The organism is Cytobacillus sp. (genome assembly GCF_964223445.1).
Lineage (GTDB): Bacteria > Bacillota > Bacilli > Bacillales > Cytobacillaceae > Cytobacillus.
Map to the genome: position 1 here is coordinate 1 of NZ_CAXQGS010000125.1, position 26,064 is coordinate 26,064.

A 26,064-nucleotide genomic window follows, 5' to 3' on the forward strand; every position below is an offset into this window, starting at 1 on the left:
GCTGCCGCTTTCGGTCGTGCGATGCAATGCTGACGAAGCCTTCCTTGTCCTGCGGGCCTCAAGCATAAGACAAGCCGGCTGAAAGGTTGTTCTTTAACCTTTTGGACGGATTGGCTTAGACCCGAGATCCGATGGCGCCTGGAGCTAGACACTTATCGAATTTCAAAGATGTAAAATTGGTTTTACTATAACCCCTGCCTTCACTTCATCACCTTCTGTCCGCTACTGATCCTCTTTCCACCAAATGCCCTTCTATTCTTTGGATTTCAGGGGCGTCCGTGTCCCCGTTAATATGCTCCAAAAGTAGGTTTATCGAATAATCGACCATTTCATCAACCGGCTGATGCCAGGTGGTTAATTCATAGGAAGACCAATCTGACATAGCCACATTGTCAAAGCCTATGACAGAAATATCCTCAGGGATTCTGATACCCCATTTTTTCAGATAATCCATTGCACCAAAAGCGGATATATCATTTGCACAGAAGATGGCATCTATCTTTTTATCCTGTTCCAGCAATTTTTCCGCTGCTGCAAATCCTCCATCATACGAATAAAGGCCGTTTTCGGTTAAAAAGGAAGAGATGCCGTGTTCTTTCAAAGCTTCCTGGAACCCATTTTTCCGATCCACTGTTGTTGATGTATTCATCGGTCCGGAGATAAAGGCGGGATTTTCATGTCCTTTTTCTATCAAGTAGTGCCCTATCCTTTTACCGGCAGCAAAGTTATCACACACAACAGCACTGCTTAAGGAATCGTTCACATATCGGTTAAACAGGACGACCGAGATGCCATTGCGGGTAAACTTCTGCACAGTCGAAGAGGTCAATAGCGCATCTGTGATGATTGCTCCCTCAACGCTGTACTCAATTAAATGGCTCACTTCATCCTCTTGGATTTCGTTATTCTGGGAGTTGATAAACATTACCTTGTACCCTTTTTCAGCCAGCCTGCTGTAAAACTTATCGAGGATTTCCGGATAAAAAGGGTTCTGGATATTCCGCATGACAATCCCAATGATGCGGGACTGATTCGTGATCAGGCCGCGGGCAATGGCATTCGGCTGATATCCCAGCTGCTCAGCAGCCTCCAGAATAAGCTTTTTCTTTTTTGATGAGATACTTGAATTTTCACTAAAAGCCCTGGACACGCTCGATTGGGAAACGCCTGCCAGCCGGGCGACATCCATGGCTGTCACTTTTTTATTTTTCAACGCATGTTCCTCCTGCCTGAATCTAGACAGAGAAATTATAACAGATTTTGCTTACTTCACGAGGCTGCTGTAGCGCTTCACGCGAAGATCAGCCTGTGCCTGGTGTCCCTTAAAGCCTTCAAGGTCACATAGACGGGATGCATATTCACCAATCTTTGCACTTGCTTCAGGTGTTGTTCTCTGGTAAGTGCACGTTTTCAGGAATTTTCCAACCCATAGTCCTCCAGTGTAGCGTGCTGCCTTTTTAGTAGGAAGCGTATGGTTTGTGCCAATGACTTTATCCCCGTAAGCAACGTTCGTTTCCGGCCCAAGGAAAAGCGCACCATAGTTTGTCATGTTTTCAAGGAAGTAGTTTGGATCCTCAGTTAAAACCTCCACGTGCTCATAAGCCAATTTATCCGCTTCCACTACGGCTTCTTCCAGGCTGTCTACAAGAATGATAGAACCATAATCTTTCCATGCCGCGCCCGCAACATCTGCTGTTGGAAGAGTCTCCAGCTGGCGTTCAATTTCTGCCACTGTTTCGTTCGCCAGTTTCTCTGAAGTTGTAATCAGGCATGCCGGAGAGTTAGGTCCATGCTCAGCCTGTCCTAATAAATCCGTTGCAATTATTTCAGCATCGGATGTTTCATCCGCTATGACAAGAACCTCAGTTGGGCCTGCAAACAGGTCGATTCCCACTCTGCCGTATAATTGACGCTTTGCTTCCGCAACAAATGCATTACCTGGTCCAACCAGCATATCAACGGGTTCAATTGTTTCTGTTCCAATTGCCATCGCACCCATCGCCTGGATTCCGCCAAGAAGGTAAATTTCGTCAGCGCCTGCAAGATGCATAGCTGCGACAGTAGCAGAAGGGATCTCCCCTTTAATTGGAGGTGTGCAGGCAATCACGCGCTTAACACCTGCAACCTTCGCTGTTAAAACACTCATATGGGAGGAAGCAACCATCGGGTAGCGTCCGCCAGGAATATAGCAGCCGACACTGTTTACCGGGATGTTCTTGTGTCCAAGGAACACGCCAGGCAATGTTTCCACTTCAATGTCCTGCAATGCTGCTTTTTGATGTTCAGCGAAATTGCGGATTTGTTCCTGTGCAAACTTGATATCATTGATCGTTTGTTCAGGTACAGATGCCACAATTTCCTTGATTTGCTCTTCAGATAATCTGAATTTTTCCGGTGACCACTTATCAAACTGCTCGGAAAGCTTGCGGACCTCTGCATCTCCGTTTTCTTCGATATTTTTAAGTATCCCGCTTACCGATTCTCTAACTTTAACATCTGCTTCCTGTACCTCTTGATCATTTTTTCCCTGCTTTAAGAAAGTTGCCATTTGATATCACTCCAAGTTTTTATTTTTGAATACGTATGCAAAAATCAGTAAAAAATTAAATGGCTGTCCATCCGCCATCTACTTTTATCGTATCTCCTGTTATAAACTTTGATAAATTGGAAGAAAGGAATAGGGTGGCAGCTGAGACATCCCCGGCATCCGCAAGCTTTCCAAGCGGAATCCTGCTGTAGACTTCCTTTTCGAATTCCTTATCTTCGAACATTTTCGAAGTCAGTTCTGTTTCAATAAAGGTTGGAGCCACTGCGTTTACATTAATGCCATGAGATGCCCATTCCACTGCAAGCGCTTTTGTCAGCTGCACCATACCGCCTTTGCTGGCACAATATGCCGCACGTTTATAATAGCCGACAAATGCCATCTGGGAAGCAATGTTGACAATCTTCCCGGATTGATTCGGGATCATATATTCGGCTGCTTTCTGGCTGCAGAAAAAGGCTGCCTTCAAATTGGTGTCAAGCGTCAGGTCCCAATCTTCTTCCGTCACTTCCATGGCAGGCTTGGCCCGGTTAATTCCCGCGTTATTGACCAGCACATCAAGTGAGCCCATATAATCTACGGCCGCTTCTGTCATTCTTTGAATCTCTGAAACTTTATTTAAATCAGCGGAAACATAGAAGCTGTTAGGATTCTTTTTTCTCAGTTCTTCGGTTGTCTGCTGCAGAGCCTCTTCATTTCTCCCCACAATTACTACCTTCGCTCCGTTTTCCGCAAAGGAAAGGGCGATATCCCTTCCGATTCCTTTGCTTCCGCCTGTCACAAGCACCGATTTATTCTCCAGATCGGGAAAGTTCTTCATAACATTCCTCCATCAGATTAATTGGATTCCTAAATCCTTCTTTAAAAAGCGGATCAGCTCAGCTTCCCTCTCCTGGTTGTACTGTCTGGAAAAAGCCTCATCCCACTTGTAGTAGCCTTCACCCGTTTTATCGCCGAGCTTCTGTTCCTCTACAAGCTTCTTTAAAATCGGCAGGGATCCCTCAGCACTTGATAAATGCTGGAACAGATAATCAGAGATGGCCGAGAAGACATCCAGTCCGCCCATATCGGCCGTCATCAATGGGCCTGAAACCGGCAGCCTGCGTCCAATGCCGTAAGTAACGGCATCATCAATATCTTCTTTGCTCGCGATGCCTTCCTCCAGAAGATACTGGGCTTCGCGAAAGAGTGCATATTGAAGGCGATTGCCGACAAAACCGGGAACCTCTTTTTTCACTTCAATCGGCTTTTTCTTCATTTGCTTTAAAAGCTGAAAAGATCTTTCCACTGCTTCATCGCCAGTCTTCTCACCGCGAACGACCTCGACGAGAGGAATCAGATGAGCCGGATTCCAGAAGTGTGTCACCACTGTCCGTTCAGGATATGCTGTCTCAGAAGCAATCTCTGTTGGACTGAGACCGGAAGTATTGCTGGCCAGAATGACATCGGGAGCACAAAGAGCGTCAAGACGCTTAAATAAGTCAATCTTTAATTGAATGTTTTCCGGTACAGCTTCAATTACAAAAGTAGCATCCGTGACCGCTTCTTCAACAGATACGGTCATTTTAATATTTTCCTGAATTTGGGCAGCTTCCGAATCGGATAAAATACCGTTATCGAGCATAACCTCGAGCTTTTTCAGCATATTGGTCCAGCCCTGTTCCAGGTCGGCGTCGCTGATGCCCTGCATTTTCACACTCAGTCCGGCCCAGGCCGCATTAAGCGCAATGGAATGGCCCATCGTGCCGCACCCCAATACAGCTATTCTCTCCAATCGCTCACCAACTTTCTGAAATTTCTACTTTTTGAATACGTATTCAATATACTATGTAAGCGCTGTAATTTCAACTTAAAATTATAAATTGTTAAAATATTCATTTGTTTTCAGCTGAAAAATCAATCAAACGTTTGATTGATTTTAACAAAATGACTGAGAGATCAATCCCTGCCAGGCCGCTGCTTGGGGGACAGGTTGACTGTCCCTTGCCCAGTGAATGTGAACATTACTAATAGAAACGGGAAACCTGTAAATAGAGAAGCTCATTTTGCAAATAGATTGCATGAATCTGCAAATAGAATAACCAAACCTGCATATAGAGGGGAGAATTCCGCAAATAGGCCGTCTCGCACGGCTGCTTTTATAAAAAAAAGACAGAGAGCTTGATCCCCCTGTCTTATCTTATATGATTATGTATCTAAAAACGTCTTTCCCTTCAGCTGATCCAATGTCACAACAAAGTCGTGCAGCAATTTGTAGGAGTTCTCCATATCATCCAGGTCGACCACTTCAATTGGTGTATGTGTATAGCGGGACGGGATCGAGATCACCCCCGTTGTGACGCCTTTATTTGTCATATGTATGGCTCCGGCATCCGTTCCGATTCCCATGAAGACTTCATGCTGATACGGAATATTCCCTTCTGCTGCCACTTTTTCGAGGTGCTGCGTGACAAGCGGGTGGGCAATTAGTGATTTATCAGCGATTTTGATGCAAGGTCCGCTGCCAAGGTTTCTCGTGCCTGTCATCAGGACATCAAATGTGTCGCTGGTTGGCGTAGTATCAAGTGCCAGTGCAAAGTCAGGATCTACGGCAGCAGATACAACGGAAGCCCCTCTCAATCCTACTTCCTCTTGAACAGTAAAAGCCCCGTAAATGTCGCCGTGCTGTGCACCATTTCCTCCGATGTTTTGAAGTAAGCGGATCAATAGTGCGCAGCCTGCCCGATCGTCCAAGGCTTTGCCAATAACACGGTTATTTCCTATTTTTTTGAACTCTGTTCCATAGCTGATGGGCTGTCCAACCTTGATTCCCATTTCCATAGCTTCTTCTGCCGTACGGGCTCCGATATCAATATAAAGATCTCGGTGGCTGGAAATGCGTTTTGGATCATCCCATTTCACATAGTGGGCTGAAATGGTCCCAATCACTCCATCCACAGTGCCTTTTTCAGAACGGACCTTAACTGGCAATGATAAAAGAATACGGTCATCGAATCCGCCTAATTTTTCAAATCGAATTAACCCATTGTTCTCAATCTTTTTGACAATAAACCCAATTTCATCGGTGTGAGCTGCAATGACTAAAGAAGGGAAATCCGGGTTATTCCCTTTCTTTTTCACAATCAGGTTTCCTACCGGATCGACGTGGTATTCATCCACATAATCCTTCACTTCATTTAAGATAAATCTTTGAACATCCTGTTCAAAACCGCTGGGACCCACAATATCACACAGGCCTTTCAATAATTCATACACAGCGAAACCCTCCCTTAGATTTGAAAACGGGGACACAGGGACAGGTTAACTGTCCCCAAAGTCCTTCCTTGGGACAAGGAACCTGTCCCCTCGTCCCTGTTAATTCGTCAGGTAAACCTTTGTAAAATCATCATCCTCCATTGGGTGTGCAGTGAATCCCTGGACATAGCCCGCCATTGCGATTGGCGGTGTTGTATGTGCAAGAGTCACCCATGGGGCATCCTTGTGGAAAATTTCCTGTGCCTGCTGGTAAAGCTTTGCACGTTCGTCCTGATCAAATGTTACACGGGCATCCTGCAAAAGCTTCGTGAATTCGTCGTTCTCATAGAACGCACGGTTGCTGGCAGGTTTATCCGTATTGGTTGCACTCAGATTCGGGAAAAGGAAGTTATCCGGATCGGCCATTACACCTGTCCAGCCGTATAATCCCATTGGGTGCTCCCCGTTTCCTGACTTTTGAAGATACGTTGCCCATTCATAGGTAACGATTTCGGCTTCAATGCCGATTTTCTTCAGATCTGACTGGATGGCTTCTGCTACCTTCATTGGCTGTGGCATATACGGTCTTGGGTTGCTCATCGCCCAAAGCTGGGTCTTGAATCCATCTGGATATCCTGCTTCCGCCAATAGTTTTTTCGCTTCTTCCACATTGAATTTGTAGTCTTCAATGCTGTCATTATAGCCCCAAAGCACAGATGGGAATGGATTTTTTGCTACTTCGGCATATCCATTATAAAATGCATCCACAATGGCCTGTTTATCAATGGCCATATTGACTGCCTGACGTACTTTTACATCATCGAAAGGTTCCATTTGCGTATTGAGAACCATGTAGCCAATGTTAAAGCTTGGGCGCTTTACAAGACTAAGCTGTGAATCAGCTTCTATAGTTGTCGCATCATCGGGGTTTAAGCCATCGATGATATCCACCTCACCAGCTTGAAGTGCAGTCAGGCGTGAAGAATTCTCAGGGATAACCCTGAAGATCAGCTCATCAAGATATGGCCCTTCACCTGCATAATTTTCATTTTTCTTCAGTACTATTTTGTCATTGTGCTTCCAGCTATCAAATACGAAAGGACCTGTTCCTACCGGATTTTCAGAGAACTTGTCACCGTGCTTTTCAATCGCGGCCGGACTGGCAATTCCAAACATAGGAATAGCTAAGTAGCTGATAAACGGAGCTGTCTTTTCAGTTAATTTAAACTCAACTGTCGATTCATCCACTGCTTTTACATACTCGATTTTATGGTTTGGATCGCCTTTAAAGCCCCCATATAAGAACGGATAGTATGGAAAATCCCCTTTATGGTAGGGGTTTTGTGGATCCATCCACCGGTCGAAGTTAAACACGACTGCATCTGCATTAAAATCTGTTCCATCCTGGAACTTAATGTCCTTTTTAAGGGTAATGGTCCAGGTCATTCCATCATCAGAGACTTTGTAAGACTCCGCTAATCCTGGCTGGACTTCAAGATTTTCGTCATATACAAACAATGTTTCAAAGATATTGCTTGTTACACGGATGGATTCTCCATCTGTTACATTGATTGGGTCCAGCCCAATAGCGTCAGCACCGCGGGCATAAATTAATGAACCTCCCTCTTTTGGATTACTGCTGCCGCCGCCTGAAGCTTCTTCACCGCTGCCGGAACATGCTGAAAGCAGCAATGAAAGAATCAGTAAAATGCTTAAAACTAGTGAAGACTTTCCTTTCATCTGTATTTTCCCCCTTGTGTTTTTATGTAAGCGGAGCTGAAGGAGTTCAGCCCGCTATTTCCCTTAGTAAAAAGCAAAATAACTGACTAGAATTTATTTTTAGATTTTTCGTATTTTTTAATAAAAATTAGTATATCTTAGATTAGCGAAATATTCTACTATATTTTTAGAGTCGAAATATATAGGATCGGGATTTATCCTTTGTTACTCTATTTGTAAACGTTTACATCCAATTCCTGTGTTTTATAATAATTTTTTTTACGTTTAATAGTTAAAGAAAACTATTAATATAAAAATAAATTTCATTTCCCTCACAACATAAAAAGACTGACCCAGTCAGCCTGAGCCAGTCTTTCATCTATAATTTATGAAAGTTCACATTCTCTTTTGCCTCCCCAAACATCACAGATGTCTGGCTGAGTTTCGTTTCGGCAATTACTTTTCCATTTCTTATAGAATACCTGACAGCAGCCTGACGCCTGATCACTTCATACTCATTTTCCGCATCAAGAATGATCAGGTTAGCCGGTTTTCCGGCTGCAATTCCATATTTCTCTTCAATGTTTAATGTTTTGGCACTGTTATTTGTAATCAGGTCAAAGGAGTTAACAATTTGCTCATAGCCCATCAGCTGTGACACATGAATGCCCATGTGGAGCACCTGCAGCATATTGCCGGTGCCAAGCGGATACCAAGGGTCGAAGATATCGTCATGGCCGAAGCTTACGTTAAGTCCTGCTTCGAGCAGTTCTTTTACTCTTGTAATTCCCCTGCGCTTCGGATACGTATCAAAGCGCCCCTGCAGATGAATGTTTACGAGCGGGTTCGCGACAAAATTAATGTTTGATAGCTTTAACAGTCTGAACAGCTTGTAGGTATAAGCATCATTATACGAGCCCATTGCCGTTGTATGGCTGGCTGTTACCCGGCTGCCCAATCCGCGTTCATAGGCTTCCGCAGCTACAACTTCCACAAAGCGCGACTGTTCATCATCGATTTCATCGCAATGGATATCGACAAGGCGGTCATACTTTTCAGCAAGATCAAAGGCCGTTTTCATAGAAGCAACGCCGTACTCCCTTGTGAACTCGAAATGAGGAATGCCTCCTACCACATCTGCCCCCATTTTCAGCGCTTCCTCCATGAGCTCAGCGCCGCTTGGATAAGAATTAATTCCCTCCTGCGGAAAAGCTACAAGCTGGAGATCCACATAGTCAGCCATTTCTTCTTTTACTTCCAAAAGTGCTTTTAAAGCAGTCAGACTGGGATCTGTTACATCCACATGTGTGCGGACATGCTGGATACCCTGTGCAATTTGCCATTTTAGTGCCGTTTTGGCCCTTGTTTTTACATCTTCATGTGTCAGGGTTTCTTTTCTTTGTGCCCATCTTTGGATGCCTTCGAATAATGTTCCGCTCTGGTTCCATTCCGGCTCGCCTGCTGTCAGGGTAGTATCCAGGTGAATATGGGGCTCGATGAAGGGTGCCGACACCAGGGATCCTTCAGCATCAAGGATTCCCTGACCTGCTTCCACTTCCCCTTGTGATAAGCTATGAATCTTTCCGCCTTGTATCGCTATATTCCATAAGCCTTCCCGGCCTCTTAGTTTTGCATTTTTAATAATCACTTCTTAATTCCCCTTCCCTGACTGAATTTTTGCCTTGTAAAGAAGCAGCCAGTTTTGATACTAGGACAAATACTACGGCTGATCCTAAAAGTGAGTTGATGGGCGGGATTCCCGGTACAAAATTTGCCGCAGCTACGCCGGCTGCCCAGGCCAGGATGGCGATCCAGTTAACCGCCTTAAACTTCATATCTGCAAACTTCTTATACTCTCCGCGATTCACGATAAAGTAATCTGCTAGGATGATAGCCCCGATTGACGGCAGCGTCGATCCCAGAATCGTCAGGAACCCGACAAAGTTGTTGTACAGCCACATGGCCGCAATTGTTCCCACAATCCCGTTGAAGATGACAACCTTTCCTTTTCGGATCTTTAAGATGCTCGCAAACCCTAAGCCTGATGCATATAAAGCGTTATCGTTCGTTGTCCAGATATTTAAGCCAAGAACCAGAATTGCCGGGAAAATCAGCTTTTGGATGAACATGACTTCTGAGATATCAGATTGCCCTGTTGCGATCGCACCGATTGCACCGAAGAGGAACATGATAGAATTTCCGATGAAGAAGGCGATGACTGTTGATACTACTGCTGAACGCTTTGTATTTGAGAATCGCGCGAAGTCTGGAGTCAGCGTACCTGCACTGATAAATGAACCTACGCAAATGGTTAAAGCCGCTGCCAGACTAATGGCCTCAGTTGGCTGATATTGCATAAGCCCTTCCAGGCCGCCTGCTGTTTCTGTCGCTTTAAAAACCGAGAAGCTTCCTAGAATAGTGATTAAAGGGACAGCTACGAAACTCAGGATTGCCAGTGCCTTCATGCCAAAGAAGGCTGTGCCTGTCATCAGCAGACCTGCAACTGCAATCAGGAGATACGCATCAATTCCTGTTACTTTCTGAACCGGCAGCGCAAACATCGCTACCCCGACGCCAAACCACCCAACCTGAGTCGCAGCCAGCAAAAAGGATGATAGGTAAGATCCCTTTTCACCGAAGGCATAGCGGGTAAGCAGGTGTGTTGATAAGCCAGTTTTTGCAGCGATATAAGCAAGGGCTCCTGTATAAGCACCTAAAATCAAGTTGCCTGCGAGAACGATCCCGATAAATTGAATAAACGTTAATCCTGTTCCAAGTGTTCCGCCTGACCACATGCTGGCTGAGAAGAAGGTCAGACCGAGCATCACCAAAAGCATTTTCCAAAAACCGTTGCGATGCCCCTGGGGTACCGCCTCTAACGAAAAATCCAAATCTACTTTTTTCATACCAATTCCTCCATTCATTTTTTGGACTGGTACCGAAGGATTTTCGATAGTAGGGGGATGGAAAAAGAAAAGGCTTCTCGCCGTTTTCCGACAAGAAGCCTTTTCCTGCATGAAGAACCCATGGGCAGGCTGCACCTCACCCATTGGCATCATACTTCCGCTGTCCTTGTCAGCCTCACGGGACTGATTTAAAGGTACCAGTATTTAGTTATCTATTATTATTTCAGAAAAATAGGCAGGTGTCAATTGTAAATCAATGGATATTTTAACAATGACACTGTCATTCTCCTTTATACTATTCTATAAATTGATACATGTACTCCATCGCTTCCGGCAAGGTTTCTCTCCAGACCCTCCATTCATGGTCGCCATCTACCACTCTAAATTCAACGAGCTCAGGCTGGTGCTCTCTTAGATTCTGGTAAAGAACAGCAGCATGGTAAGCGATATCAAATGTATCATGGTCTCCGGAGTTGATGTATAAAGGTACCTTAATACCCTTTTGCTTGTAGGCATCGATATATTGTGTATAGTTCAATTCAGCCCATTTCTCAGGGTCAAACTGTCCATCCTTTTGGAAGGTGGGGTGCGTTCTTCCCGATGAATGGCTTGGAGGCTCAGGTACATAAACCGCAGGGCTTAAGGCTGCTCCTGCAGCAAACATTTCAGGATGTTTTAAAACAAAGTTAACGGTTCCATAGCCTCCAGCTGATAGACCCGCAACCATTCGGCCTTCTTTTTCCTCAATCGTTCTCCAGGTTTCATCAATATGAGGGATCAAGTCATTGATGAATGCATTTTCTGCAGCTTCATTGTGGCCATCAACCCACCAGCTTTTGCTGCCCGGCATGACAATAATCGATGGAGGTATGACTCCTTTCGAAATCAATTTATCAGCTGTTTTCTTTACATTCCCGTTTTGTACCCAATCATATTCGTTTCCTCCAGATCCATGGAGAAGATACAGAACAGGATATTCTTCACCTGAATTTTTATATTCGCCTGGCAAATAGATATTGTAATTATAATCCCGCCCCAAGGTTTCAGAACTAAAGCTTTCATGAATGATCTGGCTGTTGCCCGATTTTGGCGGTGTAATATTATCGGCAAAAGAAAGACTGGGAATCAACATGGCTAACAATAAAACAAAAACAAACAAAGTTTTACTATTGAACATGCCTACGCCTCCTAAAATTTTTTTCTTGCAAAAGTTATTACAGCCTTAAAATATTCTCCTAAACCAATCAATTCCTATAAACAAAGTGAATTTTATCCGAGCAAGACTCCCCCTTTTCGTTGCCATGTTTATTATTCTGAATATACAGAAAACACTTACATTTGGCTTTATTCTACCTTACTAACTATTCACCCTTTTCCAAAAGGAAAAATAAGTAAAAAGAAACAACCCTTTTCACTGCAAATATGAAAATAGTAATAGATTTCCATCCGTTCAAGCTATAAGAGGGTTACAGAGTTAAGTAAGAAGTTTCATCACCACTATATTAAAACAAAACAGAGCTGCCGGATAATTTGGGGCAGCTCTCTAAATTTACAATTTATTCAACTATGTGGGTCGCATTACTTTCGGGTTCTACTTGGAACTATTCTTTAATCCACAACCAAGCTTCTTCCAGCTGATGGCCTTCAAAGTATTCAACCTTGATCCCAGGCAGGTAGTTCGTGAGCTTTGATATAGTGCCTATCCAGTCTTTATCACTGACAACAGCGAATTTATTAAACTGTTTCCACCTTTTAATATCAAATTCCAGTCCTTCCGTGGCACCTTGGAAAGTGGTCCCGTCTACATCCGTCATTATGGCCAGAATATTGAACTTCTGGCCATCTTTAAAATTTTCTCTCACGTGCTGATCCAGTTTTTCTGCATCTTCCTTGGTTGCATTGCCATTGAAGGCAAGGGCAATAGTAGAGGGAGAGCGGGATTCTATAAATTGAAGCATAATCTTTACCTCCAAGTGGTTTTATTGAGGTAATTTCCCGATTAAGGGAGCTGCAAAACTATAGGTGAGGAGTTTTTATTGGAAATAGTGAGTGTCATTTGCAGATTTTGCATTTTCTTTGCAAGTTTAGCCATTCTATTTGCAAGATTAGCTATTCTATTTGCAAGTTTAACTATTCTATTTGCAGAAATACAGGTTTTATTTGCAGCGTTCACAAATCGGTTCATTTCCAGCAAAAATAGAACCAGCCGCGCCGGTTCTATAAATTACTTCTTGCTGTAAAACCGATCCCTAACTCTTTTCAAGCGAGCATGATAGTTTAAAATATCAAGTCTTGCTTTCTCTGCTTCAGGTGCAATCGGCCTCAGCTTTTCTATCTCCCAATACTCTATAATGACATCCAGGACCTGATCAAAATATTCAAGTGGGCCATAGTTGGCCTCTTTTGCAATGATAGCCATTCGATCTTCAAAGTCCGGCATAACAGCACCTGGCATTTTAAAGTTCATGATGACGTTCCCGAGGTAATAGCAGTAATTAGGTTCTAATTGCAGATGATATTTTATAACGTCTCTGTAAAAAGCATAATGCAGGGTCTCATCCTTAGCCAATCTCCTAAGCAAGCTGCTCAAATCCTTATCATGGGGGCCCGCTACCTTCGCCACATTATAGTAAAACACCATGGTGGCCAGCTCCTGCATGGAGGTATAAACCATTGTTTCAAAAGGCGTATGGAAATCAGGATTCCAGCCATTTTCCACTGTTTGCTTATGAAGCTGGTGAAGCCTTCCCGGATGGACATTGCGCGTAATTAATAGATAGGTTTCAAGCAGATTGGAGTGCTGGTCCTCTTCCGCTGTCCAGGTATGCACAAATTCCTTAATGACACTCAATGAACCTTTAAATGTCTGGTCCAAATAAGAGGTGAACCATGGGAGATTCACTTCTGTTAATAGCGCTGTCTCCACTGCCGTAATGACGGACTCCGGAAGTGTCACCTGGCTCTTATCCCAAGGAACACGCCGGAAATCCTGCGCTTTATCCCATGGGAGAAATTCGTGATAGCCCCAGTCTATTTTTTCAGCACGTTTTTTGTGCTCTTCATACAATTCCCTTACCTTAGGCTCCAGTCGAAAATCGAGATGATTTGTTAACAAGTTTAGACCTCCATTACAAATGGTTTGCTATTCCAAAATTTGTGACTAAATATTATGACCTGTTACTAAATTTACTATATCACATTCGTTCAATAACTAACTAATATAAATAATGAATTTTCAGCAAATTAGTACTTTAAATACTCTTTGTTTCTATTTATATACATATTCACCGGTATTTCGACATCAGATCTCATCTGTTGACAGCATGCGATTCGACATAGGTCGACAGAACTGTTTTTTACAAATATATTGTATAAGAATGTAAAAATATAATTCTTTTGGATAACTTTTGTGGTAAAATTATCTAAAATATGTCGACGGGAGTGGATCGAAAAAGTGAAAAAACAGATTGTCACATTAGCAGCCGCGGCTATGCTTTCTTCAGGTTTTGCAGCTAAGGCTTCGGCTGATACACATGTGGTGAAAAAGGGAGATACTTTATTCCAATTAGCCATAAAATATAAAACCACTGTGACAGAGCTTAAATCTATTAACAAATTAAGTTCAGATTCCCTATATATTAATCAATCACTCCAAGTGCCCGGCACTGCAAATAGCGTTCCATCTATTAAACCGCCAGCTCCGGCTCCTGCTATTCCAAGTGCAGCCAATACATATATAGTCAAATCAGGCGATTCTTTGTCTAAAATTGCTCTGAATCATAAAATCAGTTTAAAAGATTTAATGAGCTGGAATCACCTTACACATCATATTATTCATCCTGGACAAGTCTTAAAGGTTTCAAAAACAGCTTCAGGCAATAATGATAAGGAGCCTTCTGCCCCTGCACCTCCGCCAGCCACTGCACCTTCTGGAAGTTCTGGCAATTATACCGTTGTTAAAGGTGATACACTAAGCCTGATTGCCAGCAGAAATAATATAACCGTTCAGCAGATAAAAGAATGGAACAAACTCAGTTCAGACCTAATTTTAATAGGACAAAAGCTCATAATAAGCGCAGCAGGCCAGAAGCCGTCAACTGAAAAACCCGCTGAAGAAGTGAAGGAAGAAAATAGTTCTGTATCAACTGTATTGGCTGAGGCTCAAAAATATATCGGCGTCCCTTACAAGTGGGCAGGCACTGCTCCTGATGGATTTGACTGCAGCGGATTTATCTATTATGTACTGAATAAAACCGGATCAGCGCTGGGAAGGTATTCAACAGACGGCTACTACAGCCGCTCTTATTATATTAGTCAGCCTCAGCCCGGTGATTTAGTATTTTTCGAAAATACATACAGACAGGGTATTTCTCATATGGGCTTTTACCTGGGGAATAACCAGTTTATTCATGCCAGCTCCAATGGAGTGGAAATTACAAGCCTGGGAGATTCTTATTATAAGAAGCATTTTGATGGATTTAAGAGATTTTATTAGGCACCTGATTCAGGTGTCTTTCTTCAGGTGTCTTTTTTCATTAAAAAAACCGCCGATGAAAAACATCGACGGTCCCCTGCTACAATTTAAATCTCCCAACCAGCCTATTAAGCTCTTCTGCCATTTGCGAAAGTTCCTCAGAACTTCGGGATACTTCCTCCATACTGCTGCTTGTCTGCTGGGATGAAGCAGATGTTTGTTCAATCCCGGCAGCTGCTTCTTCTGAAACAGAAGCAATTTCCTCAATGGCTGCACCCATTTGCTGGCTTTTTCCGGCCATGGTTTCCATTTTTTCTGTGATTGATTGAATGCTGCCCGCCATTTCATGTATTGCAGTGCTGATTTCAGTAAATGTTTCACCGGTTGTTTTAATTTGGCTTGTGCCTTTCTCAACCTCCTTATAACCGCCCTGCAATGAATCTGCGACATTGGCGGATTCAGTCTGTATGCTTGAAACAATGCCAGTTATATCTTCTACTGATACAGTTACTTCTTCCGCAAGCTTCCTTACTTCATCTGCAACAACCGCAAAGCCGCGGCCCTGTTCGCCTGCACGTGCTGCTTCAATTGCTGCGTTCAGTGCCAATAGATTAGTCTGGCCCGCAATATCCTTAATGACTGATACAAGTTTTGAAATTTCCTGTGATTGCGCATCCAGGCCTTTCATTTTCTCCACACCATCTTGAACAATCCGGTCAACAATACTCATTTGCTGAATCGAAGCCGACATTAGCTGACTGCCTTTTTCAGTCATACCTATGACCTTCCTTGAAGATTCAAACACGGCTTCTCCACTTGAACTGACTTCCTGCATATTATCTGAGAAAGTCTCCATCAAAGATGAGAGATTAGAAGCATGTGTTGCCTGTGCTTCGGAGCCGGATGCGAGCTCCTGCATAGTAGAGGCAACCTGCTGGGAGCCTGCTTTCACTTCCTCAGCTGACTGTGACAGTTCTTCGCTCTGGCTGCTCACTGTCTGCGATACCTCGTAAACCTGCTGAATCGTCATTCGCAGATTATGGCTCATGGCATTTACAGCCTCTGCCAGACGCCCAATTTCATCTTTTCCTCTGTATTGGATCTCCGGAACATCCAATTCTCCATTTGCGATGCGATTTGTTATACTCACAACTTCATTCATGCTGCGCGATACCATTCGGCTGATTAAGAATGTGATCAATGCCCCGAGTATAACCGCGGCAAGCATAGAAATAATGAGAGTATTAAAAGTGCGGAATTGGCTTTCCTTTGTGGCTTTTACCGCCTGTGCCCGCTCTTCATTCACAATAACCAGCAGCTCGTCTAACAATTTGACGGTTTCAAGCTGGATTTCGCTCGCCTCGCCTGCAAACAGCTCGCTCGCTTCTTTATCTCCTTTATCCATTGCAGGAACAAGTTTTCTAAAAAAGATATCATTTAACTTTTGATCTTGAGCCACTATTTTATCAAATATGACCAGCTTCTCTTCCGTATCCATATTTTCTCTTATCTGAGCTTCCAGTTCATTAAATTGTTCTCTTCGATCCTGAAATTCATCCATGAACTTTGTTTCTGGCTTGTATAAGTATTCAAATACCCTGATGGCTTTCGCCCGGGTAAGCGACCCCATTTCTGTAATATGAACAGCCCGGTCTCCGCGCTTCTCCAATGCACTTACATTATCGCCAATATCCCTAACCAAGCCTAAAACGATTGCTGCTGCAATACCGAATAGGATAAAAACAATCAGAAGTGCGCCTCCGTATTTCCATCCGATCTTAATGTTTCTCAGTTTGTTCATCATGCTGGCTCTCCTTTTTATTTGTTTAACACATTACACAGATTGTTTATCGGCAAAAAATCAAATTTATCTAGGTATTTTTTCTTATTAATATAATGATTTCAAATCATGAATCAATTAAAAAACCTAGCTGGTTAGTCAGCTAGGTAATAAGCATAATTGATTTAGAATTAATAAACGTATAGTCTTCATGTGGTTTAAAGACTTAAAAAACTGATAAAGAAAAGGAAAGGATAAGAAAAGCTGATTATTCCACCTTTTTTCAATTTAATCCAATCCTGCCGATTCACCTATATTTCCCAAACCCAAGTGTGGATTGTCTTGTTACAAGACGAATATCCAGCGAGGTTTCATCAAGGAGCGATTTTTCGTTCTCTAATCCCTCAATTTTACGAATAAGTTTGTTAGTGGATACGACCCCGATGTCATAAATCGGCTGTTCTACTGTACTAATTTCCGGTTCTACCATTTCGGTTAGCTTGATTCCGTCAAAGCCGATTATAGCGACTTCCTTTGGGACCTGGTAGCCCATTAGCTTAAGAGCTTTGAGACAGCCGATCGCCATTAAATCATTGCCCAAGAATATCCCATCGACATCCTTATGCTGGTTCATAAGGATTTGAGTTAGCATCTTGCCGCTTTCTAATGTGAAATCTCCCTCGTAAACGATAACCGCATCCTCTGGCGATGCCATTCCATCCCTCACGGCCCTATCAGTGACAGTCTCCACATATCCCCGTTTCCGTTCAGACGATGGAGGGAACGACTTCGGCCCGCTGATATGGGCAATCTTCTTGCAGCCTACCTCAATTAAGTGATCTACAGCCAGCTTGGCACCTTTATAGTTATCTAATCCTATCGAGTCAAAGGTGTTATTCTCAGCTGCCCGGTCAATTCTTACAAATGGTATTTTTAATTTTTCAATAGCCTTTATGACTCTTTCACTCATTTCAAACGATGCCAGAATAAAACCATCCACATATCGGTTTTGAAGCTGCGCCCAAAAATGATTATCGTCCATATCCCCGACTTGTGTATTTACTAAGATGATGCTATACCCCTTTGATTTCGCCACTTCTTCAATTGCCACGACAAGCTCCGGAAAAAAGGGGTTTGTAATATCAGGGATAATCAGGGCAATCGTCCGGGTTTTCTTTTTCGCTAATCCTCTCGCGATTTCATTTGGATGATAATTTAGACGCTCCATCACTTCTCGTATCTTTAGCTCCGATTTTTGACTGATATATCCATTATTGTTTAAATACCTGGACACTGTCGCTACGGAAACGCCTGCCTCCTTTGCAACATCTCGAATGGTTATTTGTTTCTCTCTCACGAAAATTCTCCTTTGAAAGGATTTTTCTGTTTTTAAACTATTTGTTCGTTTCTTTCACATGGAAACGCTGGACCTTTGTTTCCCCTTTTTCAAGCAGGCCTAAGCCAATCATTCCATATTCATTTTCAAGACCATCGAAATCCAGGACTGCCTCGCCATTGATTTCTAACTGAACAGCTGCTCCCTTGCTGACAGCTTTAAAATTATATATAGCTTCATGATTCCATTCATATGAAACTGTCTTTAAACGCTTAAAACCAAAGCTATTCTCTATTAATGAAACCTGATTGCTGCCATCAAATCCTGCCCAATAATAACGTTCTGTTCCAATTGCTCTAATAATTACCCCGTGGCTTTTACCGGAAACAGGCTGAAGGCTTATTTCCAGTTCGAGGTCCCGGCCATAATAGTTCCCTGTAAAGGAAGAAGCATCTTCCTCACCTGCAGCAGCCTTCATAAAACCATTTTCCAGTGTCCATTCACCACGGTGGTGAGCAAAAGGTGTTACACATTTGAATTCCAAGGCTTGTTTGGTAAAATCGATGGAGTAATCTGCATTCCCAAAGATTCGAAACTCGCCGATGTAAAACTTTCCAAATGAACGGTTATCTGCAGGTGATGGACTCTCGACTATAAAGCCAACCTCGTCAATCAATGCACCATCAGTTTCTGGTAGGACAAATTCAATATCAAGCCACTGCTGATGGCTTAATGTGACGGAGTCCAGCTTCAAGTCTTCCTTTGTAAAACTATTGCGGGCGTAAGGAGTCAAATAAACATCCGCCCCTCCCTGCCACTTATCCATATACACCTTTGCAGAAACCTTTTGTCCGCTGTATGCAGTAGGTGCAAAAGTCGGCTTATATTTTTCATCGTTGAACTCTTCACGGCGATAAAATGGCTTGTAAAATACTTTACTGGCATCGCCTTCTATAAATCTGTCAAAAAGAACGGCCAATGAGCCTCGGGTTTTCTCAATCCCTACATCACTACATGGGTGCAATATCGTCTTAAAGCTGTTATTAGTCTTAAAACCGTGAGTTGATCCCGGCAAAGTAAAATCCAAGTAAACTTCACCGTTTCGGACGCTTTCCTCTAATCTCTGTGGAGCTTCCCGCCCATTTACTTGATAGCCAAGAACGGCAAGCTCCTTACAGAAGGTTGGTATATCCAGCACATTCAAGTAGCCAGACACGCTCGATGTTGCGATCATATCGTTGATCGGCTTCCTATAGTGTCCTGGAATTCCATCAAGCCCGGCGAAAACTCCTGCAATGGTTCCGACATTTCCTGCATTACAATCCGTATCCCAGCTGCACATGGTAGCAATTTCAACTGTTCGAGCCAAATCTCCCTTGCCATACATGAGGGCCAGGGCACATACCCCGGCATTCGGGATGATATGGCATACTCCAGTATACTTATCATAACCCCACTCTTCTTCTAAATACTGACGGCACTTTCGGAAATCCTTTTCCTCAGGGTGCTTCTGATAAAAATCAATCACAGCTTTCACGACAGCATAATAAGTGGAATCTTTTGGAATCACGGACAATCCTGCTTCGATAATATCATCAATACTTTTAGCTGAAAAGGCTTTGGAAATACAAGCTGCCATAAAACGAGCCCCATATAGCCCATTTTTATCATGAGACACACTTGCCGCTATCTCTGCATAATCGGCTGCCTTTTGAATATTATTTGGGAACAGCAATCCCCATGTATCGATAAAAATCTGCCCGCCAATCTGCTCAGCCATAATGACGCCATTGACTTCAGCCGAACCAGACTGTGGTGCAGGGATGCCTTTTTTCAAATTCAGATACGCGGTATGCTCTGTGCTGATCTGATCTCCACCCCACCAAAACATGCCGATTCCTTCACGCGAATAGTTTAACCACGCTCTTGCAACATCCTGGGGTGCCAGCTCCCGCCCGCGTGCGTCATCCATTAATGCCCGGATAAAATAAACCGGACCATTTGCATCATCATCTGCAGAAAAGGTTTTATAATCCTTCACATATCCCCTTATATCACCATGAATTTCCTGTATTTTTTCATATGACCATTCATTTGGCTCCAGTGGTGCACCGAGCCGGATTCCAACATTCATTCCTAAGAAACCGGCATACACCCTTTCTAAATAGTTTTCAGGCAACAATTTACTCAACTCCCGGTCCCCAAAGTCTTTTAAAGAATGCTTTTTCTTTTTTCATTAAGCTGCAGATCTTGTTCAATAATCAGCCTGGCAGTTTCTGAAAAATGGTCAGCTGCCTGGATTAAATTCATTTTGTTCGTTTCCTGTAAAAGCTCAACGTCCTCAGAACGAATAACACTGTCTCCGTACATGGCACCTAAAATAACACCGGCCATTACCCCGATGGAATCTGTATCACGGCCAGAGTTGATGCCATCTAATATGGATCCGTAATAATCCCCATCGTTTAACACCATAAACGCCAGCGCCATCGGCAGCTCTTCAATAGAGAAAAGCCTGCTTGGCGTATAATGATTTGAAGGAACACCAACCTTCTCAATTTTACGGTGAACATCGTCTTTCATTGGCGAATACTTTTCAATCACACTTTGGAATGCAGCAATGACTGTATCCATGTCCGCCTTTTCAGAACGTAATTTCTTAGCAGCTTCGGTTAGATCACGAATCGCATTCTTTGTTCCATCCTTAGCAAAATAGAGGGCTGTTTCAACAATTTCATCAACTGTCACATTTTCTTCAAACGCTTTTGCCACACAAGCTGCCAGCACCCCTGCCGCTTCCAGGCCGTAGCTGCTTTGATGTCCCATTGCAAACAAAATTGCTTCATCATAGGCAGCCTTCGGATTTCCGGCATTGACAATTCCAACAGGTGCAATATACATCGCAGCCCCGCAGTTAATCATATTGCCAATTCCGCCTTCACGCGGCTCACAATTGGCTAATACATGGCGCATGAAAATATATTTTTCCGGATAGAATAGACGGTCAATAATGAGCGCCTCTTTGCCAAACTCAGGGATATACGTTTTTCTGAAAGCTATTTCCTTCACAAACTCGTTCCCCATGTCATAAGCATCTAAATGTCTTTTTTCTTTGTTATAGACATTGATGAGGGCAACAGTCATAAGGGTATCGTCTGTAACTGTACCGTTGCCTCTTTTCCTGCCTAAATTCATATCAGCAGGATAATCCTCCTTGTACCATTTGGTACGGAGTGTCTCGACCCTCTTATAGATTTTTTTAATCTCTTCATAACTTAATTTTTCAACAGGTGCTCCCATTGCATCCCCCAATGCAGTGGATATAACAACACCTCTAACTCGTTCTTTAAAAGTAACCATATGAAGAACTCCCTTTTTTCTACACACTTCGCTTTTGTGTATTTTTTAATCTATTCCACATAGAGCGTAAAAATCAGTCTTTGACTCCACCCTCAAAAGCACCCTTCGCATAGTACTTTAGAATCAACGGATAAATCAGAAGTAAAGGTACAACCGAGATGATTATCGTTCCTGCTTGCAGGGAGGCAAAATCAAGGGTTGCTATTTGATCATAGGATAGGAAGTTTTGCGCTCCTAACAGAGATGTATTATCACGTTCTACTACAAATTGCCGAAGAACAAGCTGCAGAGGCCATTTGCCAGTGTCCGTTAAGTAGATTGTCGCCCGGAAGTATTCGTTCCAGTGATAAACTCCATAAAACAGACCCATTGTTGCCAAAGCTGGCTTGGATAAAGGCAGCATGATTTTTGTGAAGATACGAAAGTGCCCAGCCCCATCCATACGGGCTGCTTCCAAAATACTTTCAGGAACATCTTCAAAAAATCTCATCATGATAAACAAGTAAAAGATATTGATGGTCTTATACAGGATGAGGGACGCATACGTATCCAGCAATCCCAGGTTTTTCACCAGTAAGTATTCAGGAATTAATCCTGGTTCGAATACCATGATGACAATTAAGAAAATCATGACAAAATTTCGGCCCGGAAATTTCGTTCTTGCCAGCACATAGGCTGTCATTGATGTAAGCAATAGATTCACGGCTGTACCCACAATGGTTATTAATAAGGTATTGAAAATACTTTTTATAATTAGCGGGTTTGATAATAGAATTTTGTAGTTAATGAGTGAAAATCCTTCAGGTATTATTCCCAGGCCGCTTAGCTTATGGACCTTGAGAGGATCTGATAGCGACATTGCTAGTAAGTGAAGAAGCGGAACTAGCACTGTTAATGAAATTAAAAACAAAATGCTGTAAATAATAATGGTTGAAACACTCAATTTTTTTAATTTATTCATCTTCGTCCCACCTCCTACCAAACACCTTTACCGGTAAATCGTTTTGAGATAAAGTGTGTACTCAAAATTAAGATAACCCCAATTACACCTTTGAAAAGGCTCGCTGCCGTTGCATAAGCATATTGGCCGTTTAAGAGACCGATTCGATATACATAAGTGTCTAAAATGTCGATTACACTGATGACAGAAGTGTTCATCATATTAAAGACCTGGTCAAAACCTGCATTCATGAAGAATCCCAGATTTAGAATAAAGACTGTCATGATTGTTGAAGTTAAAGACGGCAGCGTGATGTATCTCATTTGCTGTATTTTAGATGCCCCGTCAATTTTGGCTGCTTCATAGAGAGAAGGACTTATTTTTAGAATGGCTGCCAAGTAAATAATGGAATCCCATCCCGCACTGCGCCATATTTCCTGGAACACCAATACCCAGCGGATATGGTCCTTACTTGTCATGAAATCAAGTGATGGCATATTGAAAAAGCTGCGAATCACGTTGACTCCGCCATCTTCCGGATTCAGCAATGCGATCCAGATTCCTGCAATAACGACCCATGATAAAAAGTGAGGAAGGTAAACAATTGACTGTACATATTTTCTAAACTTCCCGACTCTTACTTCATTGATCAATAATGATAAAATAATCGGAATTGGAAAAAAGAATACAATCTTCATCACACTAATAATTATGGTATTTTTTAACACATCCAGAAAGGCTGGGGAGCTAAATAGAACCTTAAAATGCTTCCATCCGACCCAAACATTATCACCAATAATCCGGTAATCCTGAAATGCCAGCTTCATTCCGATTAATGGAACGACGTGGAAGATCGAAAAATAAAGGAGGGCTGGAAAAAGCATAAGATAGAGGACCCAGCTTGATTTAATTTGCTTCAGTATGCCCTTTTTCATCTTTATACTCCTTTTCCTTTACAAATTGAGTCACATCATTTCGCTTGGGCATTCCCGTTTGAGCACCCTTTTTAGTGACCGATAAACCAGCGGCTATGTTGCCAAAACGTATGCTGTCTTCAAGACAGTTCCCTTCTGCAATGGCCACAGCGAAAGCTCCTGAAAAGGTATCTCCAGCTCCAGTTGTATCAACCGGAATCACCTTAATGGAAGGAACTAATTTGATCTCTGTGCCATCAAAGAAACGAACCCCCTCTGTACCGCACGTAATAATTAATTTATTTGGATACTTTTCAAGCAGCTCTTCCATTGAATCATTCGTGTTAAACACTAATTTGTACTCGTGTTCATTCGGTGTGATATAGGTCACCTTGTTAATCAGCTCTTGACTGAGTGTTTGTGCCGGAGCCGGGTTGATAATAATCGTTTTTCCTTGTTCATAAAGGAGCGGAACCAGATACTCAATCATCTCTAACGGTGTCTCTAGCTGAAATACAATCACATCGTAGTTCAGAAGCTCTGCTGCAGTTTTTTTTACATAGTCAACGTTGGTATGTGTATTTGCTCCAGGTACCACAATGATGCGATTTTCACTTTGACAAAGCTCAATAAACGCTGCTCCTGTAGGCAATCCTTTTACAGATTGGAGATTTACAAGATTGATATTCTCCTTTTCCAGCTTTTTGATAATCAGATCACTATTCTCATCATCACCAACCGATCCGAATAAGGACACATCACCGCCAAGACGGGCAGCTGCCACAGCTTGATTGGCCCCCTTGCCGCCAATGGATAAAAAGAAATTCTCACCCAGGACGGTTTCTCCTAATTTAGGCAGTACCTCGCTTTCAATAAAATAATCCATATTAATACTTCCAACAACGGCTATTCTCTGCATGTTCATCATCCTAATCAATCAGTATATTCATTAACGGTGCATGCTGCTGTGCCCCATATACATCCCGGTCTCCAACTGTTCCAGAGGAGATATCTCTTAAAATCGTAATCTTAATTCCAAGTGCCTGGTCATAGAAAACGAGATGGTCAATCTGGTCTGCAGTGAGGTTATACAAATCACAAATGGTTTGGTTATTGATTTTCCCCGAATTCTTTACCCGCTCATAAACTTCCTTGGAATCAAATAAAATATCGAATGTCAGCTCAAATGGTCCTGCGTTTTTACTTCGTAATACTTTAGCTAGTTCAAATAAAGCGGCCATGTTTTCATCCCCTTACAAATACTCAATAACAAATGGATTTTCAGTGATTTCCATTAGGTGATAGAGAGAAAACTCATACACAGGTCCAAACTCTACATCACTTGGTGCAAATGGAAAGGCTAAATTTCCAGCTGTTGATTTCCGATTCTCATATCCGTAATGAAGAAATGTCGATCTTACACTCGAGCAAATACTGTTTGCAAGTTCCTGTGTTTTGGCAACCACTTCAAACATGACACCAATCTCATGTCCCTGGAATGGTGCGCATTCTTTTGAACCGAGCACTCCATTTTTTCCATAATTATAGAAGTTGATAGCATAATCCTCTTCCGGGATGTCCTCGTAATAATCCCTTACCTGCTCCATCACAAGCTCCTCAATTTCTTCGATATTCCCTACTAAAATCGGGTCACGGACACCTGCGATGACAAAGGTTCTATATGCAACCTTTCGTGCACCTTCCAGCTTGATGTAATAATGATCATTTTTTTGCAGTTTACTATTCTTAACCTCGACAACCCCGTCACTCACTTGGGTAAACTCACATTGACTAAGGTCAAGGATGATGCCCGGTCCATGTAAAAGGTATGGATGCTCTTTTTCGTAAAAAGTATGGGCACTCACACTAATCGGCGAACATTTACGCATTGGATTCAACGATTGAACGGTGAAGGAATCTTCCTTTAATGTTCCAACAATACAATCCTTTGTTGTACCTGGTTCAGCACATAGTGCCCCGCATTCTAATATTTTTCCCAGATGGTAAGCGAGACCAGGGTCTTTGCCGCAGTAAATTCCAACTGCCGCAAATGGCGATGGATCATATGCTCTGCCACAGACTATAATGTCTGCCCCGTTTTTGAGAGCTTCCAAAATGGGCTCATGTCCCATCTGAGCAACAATGTTGTTTGTTTCTTGAATGGCTTCATCTGTAAGAGCTGGAATGTTTGGCGTTAGAGGGTTAATTCTGCCCTCTTGGTTAGCTTTTATGATTTCTTCCTGTGTAAAGTCGGCCCAAATCATGGCAATTTTAGCTGTTAAGCAGCGTTCATCCAGGATTTCTTTAATAATATCCAGCGTCCACTCCATATGCGGCTTGGCACCGGCTCCGCCAGCAGACCCAATCACAATGGGAATGTCCCGGGGAACACCATTTTTAATGATGATATCCAAATCCTTTTTGGTTGCCCGGCGGCTTACAATCGCAACACCCGCACCGAGCTTATGCGGACCTGCATCAGTCGACCCGGCATCCACTACAATTCCATGAACCTTTTGGTCATTCTCAAAGGCTCTGTTAAATGACTCTTCCGGAAATCCATATCCTAATATCCCGCACGGTGAAACAATACGTACATCACTGCTAGTCATATTAATAACCTCTTCTTTATTTGTCTGTTTTCTTATTGATAAAACGCTTAATATGTAACAGGTTACACATTTTCTCAAAAAAATATGGTTATAAAACCCAAAGGACATGTAACCGGTTACACATTGTATATCCTTATGGTACCGTTTAACGCCAGTCCCTGTCAACCAATTATTAGCTCAATGTACAGTTTTATATTGCAATTATCTCAATAGTAAGAAGGCACGATCACATACTCCTCTTTTC

General features: G+C 42.7%; 21 protein-coding genes. 1 reads left to right on the forward strand and 20 read right to left on the reverse strand.

Going from position 1 to position 26,064, the window contains the following annotated elements:
* Positions 1–208: 208 nt before the first annotated feature.
* The 11 genes from ACEQ1T_RS20980 to ACEQ1T_RS21030 form a co-directional block, all read right to left on the reverse strand.
* Positions 209–1,213: a LacI family DNA-binding transcriptional regulator gene (locus tag ACEQ1T_RS20980; protein ID WP_370224586.1), complete on the reverse strand. Its 1,005-nt coding sequence runs from the start codon at positions 1,211–1,213 to the stop codon at positions 209–211.
* A 51-nt stretch (positions 1,214–1,264) separates the two neighbouring features.
* Positions 1,265–2,548, reverse strand: coding sequence for a histidinol dehydrogenase (gene hisD, locus ACEQ1T_RS20985; protein WP_370224587.1), 1,284 nt, complete (start codon positions 2,546–2,548; stop codon positions 1,265–1,267).
* Positions 2,549–2,603: 55 nt separating this feature from the next.
* The gene (locus tag ACEQ1T_RS20990; protein WP_370224588.1) at positions 2,604–3,365 is read right to left on the reverse strand and encodes an SDR family NAD(P)-dependent oxidoreductase; all 762 of its coding nucleotides are present in this window, start codon (positions 3,363–3,365) and stop codon (positions 2,604–2,606) included.
* A 12-nt stretch (positions 3,366–3,377) separates the two neighbouring features.
* Positions 3,378–4,319, reverse strand: coding sequence for a 3-hydroxyacyl-CoA dehydrogenase family protein (locus ACEQ1T_RS20995; RefSeq protein ID WP_370224591.1), 942 nt, complete (start codon positions 4,317–4,319; stop codon positions 3,378–3,380).
* 413 nt (positions 4,320–4,732) lie between these two features.
* Positions 4,733–5,800 carry a M42 family metallopeptidase gene (locus tag ACEQ1T_RS21000; RefSeq protein WP_370224592.1) on the reverse strand — a complete coding sequence of 356 codons (1,068 nt, stop codon included), beginning with the start codon at positions 5,798–5,800 and terminating at the stop codon, positions 4,733–4,735.
* A gap of 99 nt (positions 5,801–5,899) precedes the next feature.
* Complete coding sequence (locus ACEQ1T_RS21005; protein ID WP_370224593.1) at positions 5,900–7,519, reverse strand: ABC transporter substrate-binding protein; 1,620 nt, start codon at positions 7,517–7,519, stop codon at positions 5,900–5,902.
* Between the two features lie 358 nt (positions 7,520–7,877).
* Entirely contained in the window at positions 7,878–9,146 is a 1,269-nt protein-coding gene (locus ACEQ1T_RS21010; protein WP_370224594.1) for a cytosine deaminase, read from the reverse strand.
* Positions 9,136–10,404, reverse strand: a complete 1,269-nt coding sequence (gene codB, locus ACEQ1T_RS21015) for a cytosine permease (protein WP_370224596.1) — start codon at positions 10,402–10,404, stop codon at positions 9,136–9,138. Before codB ends, ACEQ1T_RS21010 begins: the two co-directional genes overlap by 11 nt.
* A gap of 295 nt (positions 10,405–10,699) precedes the next feature.
* Positions 10,700–11,581, reverse strand: a complete 882-nt coding sequence (locus ACEQ1T_RS21020; protein ID WP_370224597.1) for an alpha/beta hydrolase — start codon at positions 11,579–11,581, stop codon at positions 10,700–10,702.
* 424 nt (positions 11,582–12,005) lie between these two features.
* Positions 12,006–12,362 carry an STAS/SEC14 domain-containing protein gene (locus ACEQ1T_RS21025; RefSeq protein ID WP_206840573.1) on the reverse strand — a complete coding sequence of 119 codons (357 nt, stop codon included), beginning with the start codon at positions 12,360–12,362 and terminating at the stop codon, positions 12,006–12,008.
* A gap of 266 nt (positions 12,363–12,628) precedes the next feature.
* Positions 12,629–13,519, reverse strand: a complete 891-nt coding sequence (locus ACEQ1T_RS21030) for an acyl-ACP desaturase (RefSeq protein ID WP_370224598.1) — start codon at positions 13,517–13,519, stop codon at positions 12,629–12,631.
* 339 nt (positions 13,520–13,858) lie between these two features.
* Here ACEQ1T_RS21030 and ACEQ1T_RS21035 point away from each other — a divergent pair, with 339 nt between their 5' ends.
* Positions 13,859–14,899 (forward strand): LysM peptidoglycan-binding domain-containing protein, encoded by a 1,041-nt coding sequence (locus ACEQ1T_RS21035; protein ID WP_370224599.1) that lies wholly within the window; start codon positions 13,859–13,861, stop codon positions 14,897–14,899.
* A 79-nt stretch (positions 14,900–14,978) separates the two neighbouring features.
* Here the strand turns inward: ACEQ1T_RS21035 and ACEQ1T_RS21040 are convergent, their stop codons facing one another.
* The 9 genes from ACEQ1T_RS21040 to ACEQ1T_RS21080 form a co-directional block, all read right to left on the reverse strand.
* A complete protein-coding gene (locus ACEQ1T_RS21040; RefSeq protein WP_370224601.1) occupies positions 14,979–16,682 on the reverse strand; it encodes a methyl-accepting chemotaxis protein in 1,704 nt (567 codons plus the stop codon).
* A 283-nt stretch (positions 16,683–16,965) separates the two neighbouring features.
* Positions 16,966–18,015 carry a LacI family DNA-binding transcriptional regulator gene (locus ACEQ1T_RS21045; protein ID WP_370224602.1) on the reverse strand — a complete coding sequence of 350 codons (1,050 nt, stop codon included), beginning with the start codon at positions 18,013–18,015 and terminating at the stop codon, positions 16,966–16,968.
* A 37-nt stretch (positions 18,016–18,052) separates the two neighbouring features.
* Positions 18,053–20,176: an ADP-ribosylglycohydrolase family protein gene (locus ACEQ1T_RS21050; RefSeq protein ID WP_370224613.1), complete on the reverse strand. Its 2,124-nt coding sequence runs from the start codon at positions 20,174–20,176 to the stop codon at positions 18,053–18,055.
* Between the two features lie 29 nt (positions 20,177–20,205).
* Positions 20,206–21,354 (reverse strand): ADP-ribosylglycohydrolase family protein, encoded by a 1,149-nt coding sequence (locus tag ACEQ1T_RS21055; RefSeq protein WP_370224603.1) that lies wholly within the window; start codon positions 21,352–21,354, stop codon positions 20,206–20,208.
* Positions 21,355–21,427: 73 nt separating this feature from the next.
* Positions 21,428–22,315, reverse strand: coding sequence for a carbohydrate ABC transporter permease (locus tag ACEQ1T_RS21060; protein ID WP_206840010.1), 888 nt, complete (start codon positions 22,313–22,315; stop codon positions 21,428–21,430).
* Between the two features lie 14 nt (positions 22,316–22,329).
* Entirely contained in the window at positions 22,330–23,229 is a 900-nt protein-coding gene (locus ACEQ1T_RS21065; RefSeq protein WP_243506099.1) for a sugar ABC transporter permease, read from the reverse strand.
* Positions 23,201–24,127 carry a ribokinase gene (gene rbsK, locus ACEQ1T_RS21070; RefSeq protein WP_370224605.1) on the reverse strand — a complete coding sequence of 309 codons (927 nt, stop codon included), beginning with the start codon at positions 24,125–24,127 and terminating at the stop codon, positions 23,201–23,203. The genes ACEQ1T_RS21065 and rbsK overlap by 29 nt, the downstream gene beginning before the upstream one ends.
* A gap of 10 nt (positions 24,128–24,137) precedes the next feature.
* Positions 24,138–24,449 carry a DUF4387 domain-containing protein gene (locus ACEQ1T_RS21075; RefSeq protein ID WP_206840004.1) on the reverse strand — a complete coding sequence of 104 codons (312 nt, stop codon included), beginning with the start codon at positions 24,447–24,449 and terminating at the stop codon, positions 24,138–24,140.
* Between the two features lie 12 nt (positions 24,450–24,461).
* Positions 24,462–25,820, reverse strand: a complete 1,359-nt coding sequence (locus ACEQ1T_RS21080) for an acyclic terpene utilization AtuA family protein (protein ID WP_370224606.1) — start codon at positions 25,818–25,820, stop codon at positions 24,462–24,464.
* Between the last annotated feature and the right edge of the window lie 244 nt (positions 25,821–26,064).

Bases quoted from the DNA above. Each gene is read 5' to 3' on its own strand.
- hisD (WP_370224587.1), bottom strand. From the start codon at position 2,548: ATGGCAACTTTCTTAAAGCAGGGAAAAAATGATCAAGAGGTACAGGAA.
- ACEQ1T_RS20990 (WP_370224588.1), bottom strand. From the start codon at position 3,365: ATGAAGAACTTTCCCGATCTGGAGAATAAATCGGTGCTTGTGACAGGC.
- ACEQ1T_RS21005 (WP_370224593.1), bottom strand. From the start codon at position 7,519: ATGAAAGGAAAGTCTTCACTAGTTTTAAGCATTTTACTGATTCTTTCA.
- codB (WP_370224596.1), bottom strand. From the start codon at position 10,404: ATGAAAAAAGTAGATTTGGATTTTTCGTTAGAGGCGGTACCCCAGGGG.
- ACEQ1T_RS21020 (WP_370224597.1), bottom strand. From the start codon at position 11,581: ATGTTCAATAGTAAAACTTTGTTTGTTTTTGTTTTATTGTTAGCCATG.
- ACEQ1T_RS21025 (WP_206840573.1), bottom strand. From the start codon at position 12,362: ATGCTTCAATTTATAGAATCCCGCTCTCCCTCTACTATTGCCCTTGCC.
- ACEQ1T_RS21040 (WP_370224601.1), bottom strand. From the start codon at position 16,682: ATGATGAACAAACTGAGAAACATTAAGATCGGATGGAAATACGGAGGC.
- ACEQ1T_RS21055 (WP_370224603.1), bottom strand. From the start codon at position 21,354: ATGGTTACTTTTAAAGAACGAGTTAGAGGTGTTGTTATATCCACTGCA.
- ACEQ1T_RS21060 (WP_206840010.1), bottom strand. From the start codon at position 22,315: ATGAATAAATTAAAAAAATTGAGTGTTTCAACCATTATTATTTACAGC.
- ACEQ1T_RS21065 (WP_243506099.1), bottom strand. From the start codon at position 23,229: ATGAAAAAGGGCATACTGAAGCAAATTAAATCAAGCTGGGTCCTCTAT.
- rbsK (WP_370224605.1), bottom strand. From the start codon at position 24,127: ATGCAGAGAATAGCCGTTGTTGGAAGTATTAATATGGATTATTTTATT.
- ACEQ1T_RS21075 (WP_206840004.1), bottom strand. From the start codon at position 24,449: ATGGCCGCTTTATTTGAACTAGCTAAAGTATTACGAAGTAAAAACGCA.
- ACEQ1T_RS21080 (WP_370224606.1), bottom strand. From the start codon at position 25,820: ATGACTAGCAGTGATGTACGTATTGTTTCACCGTGCGGGATATTAGGA.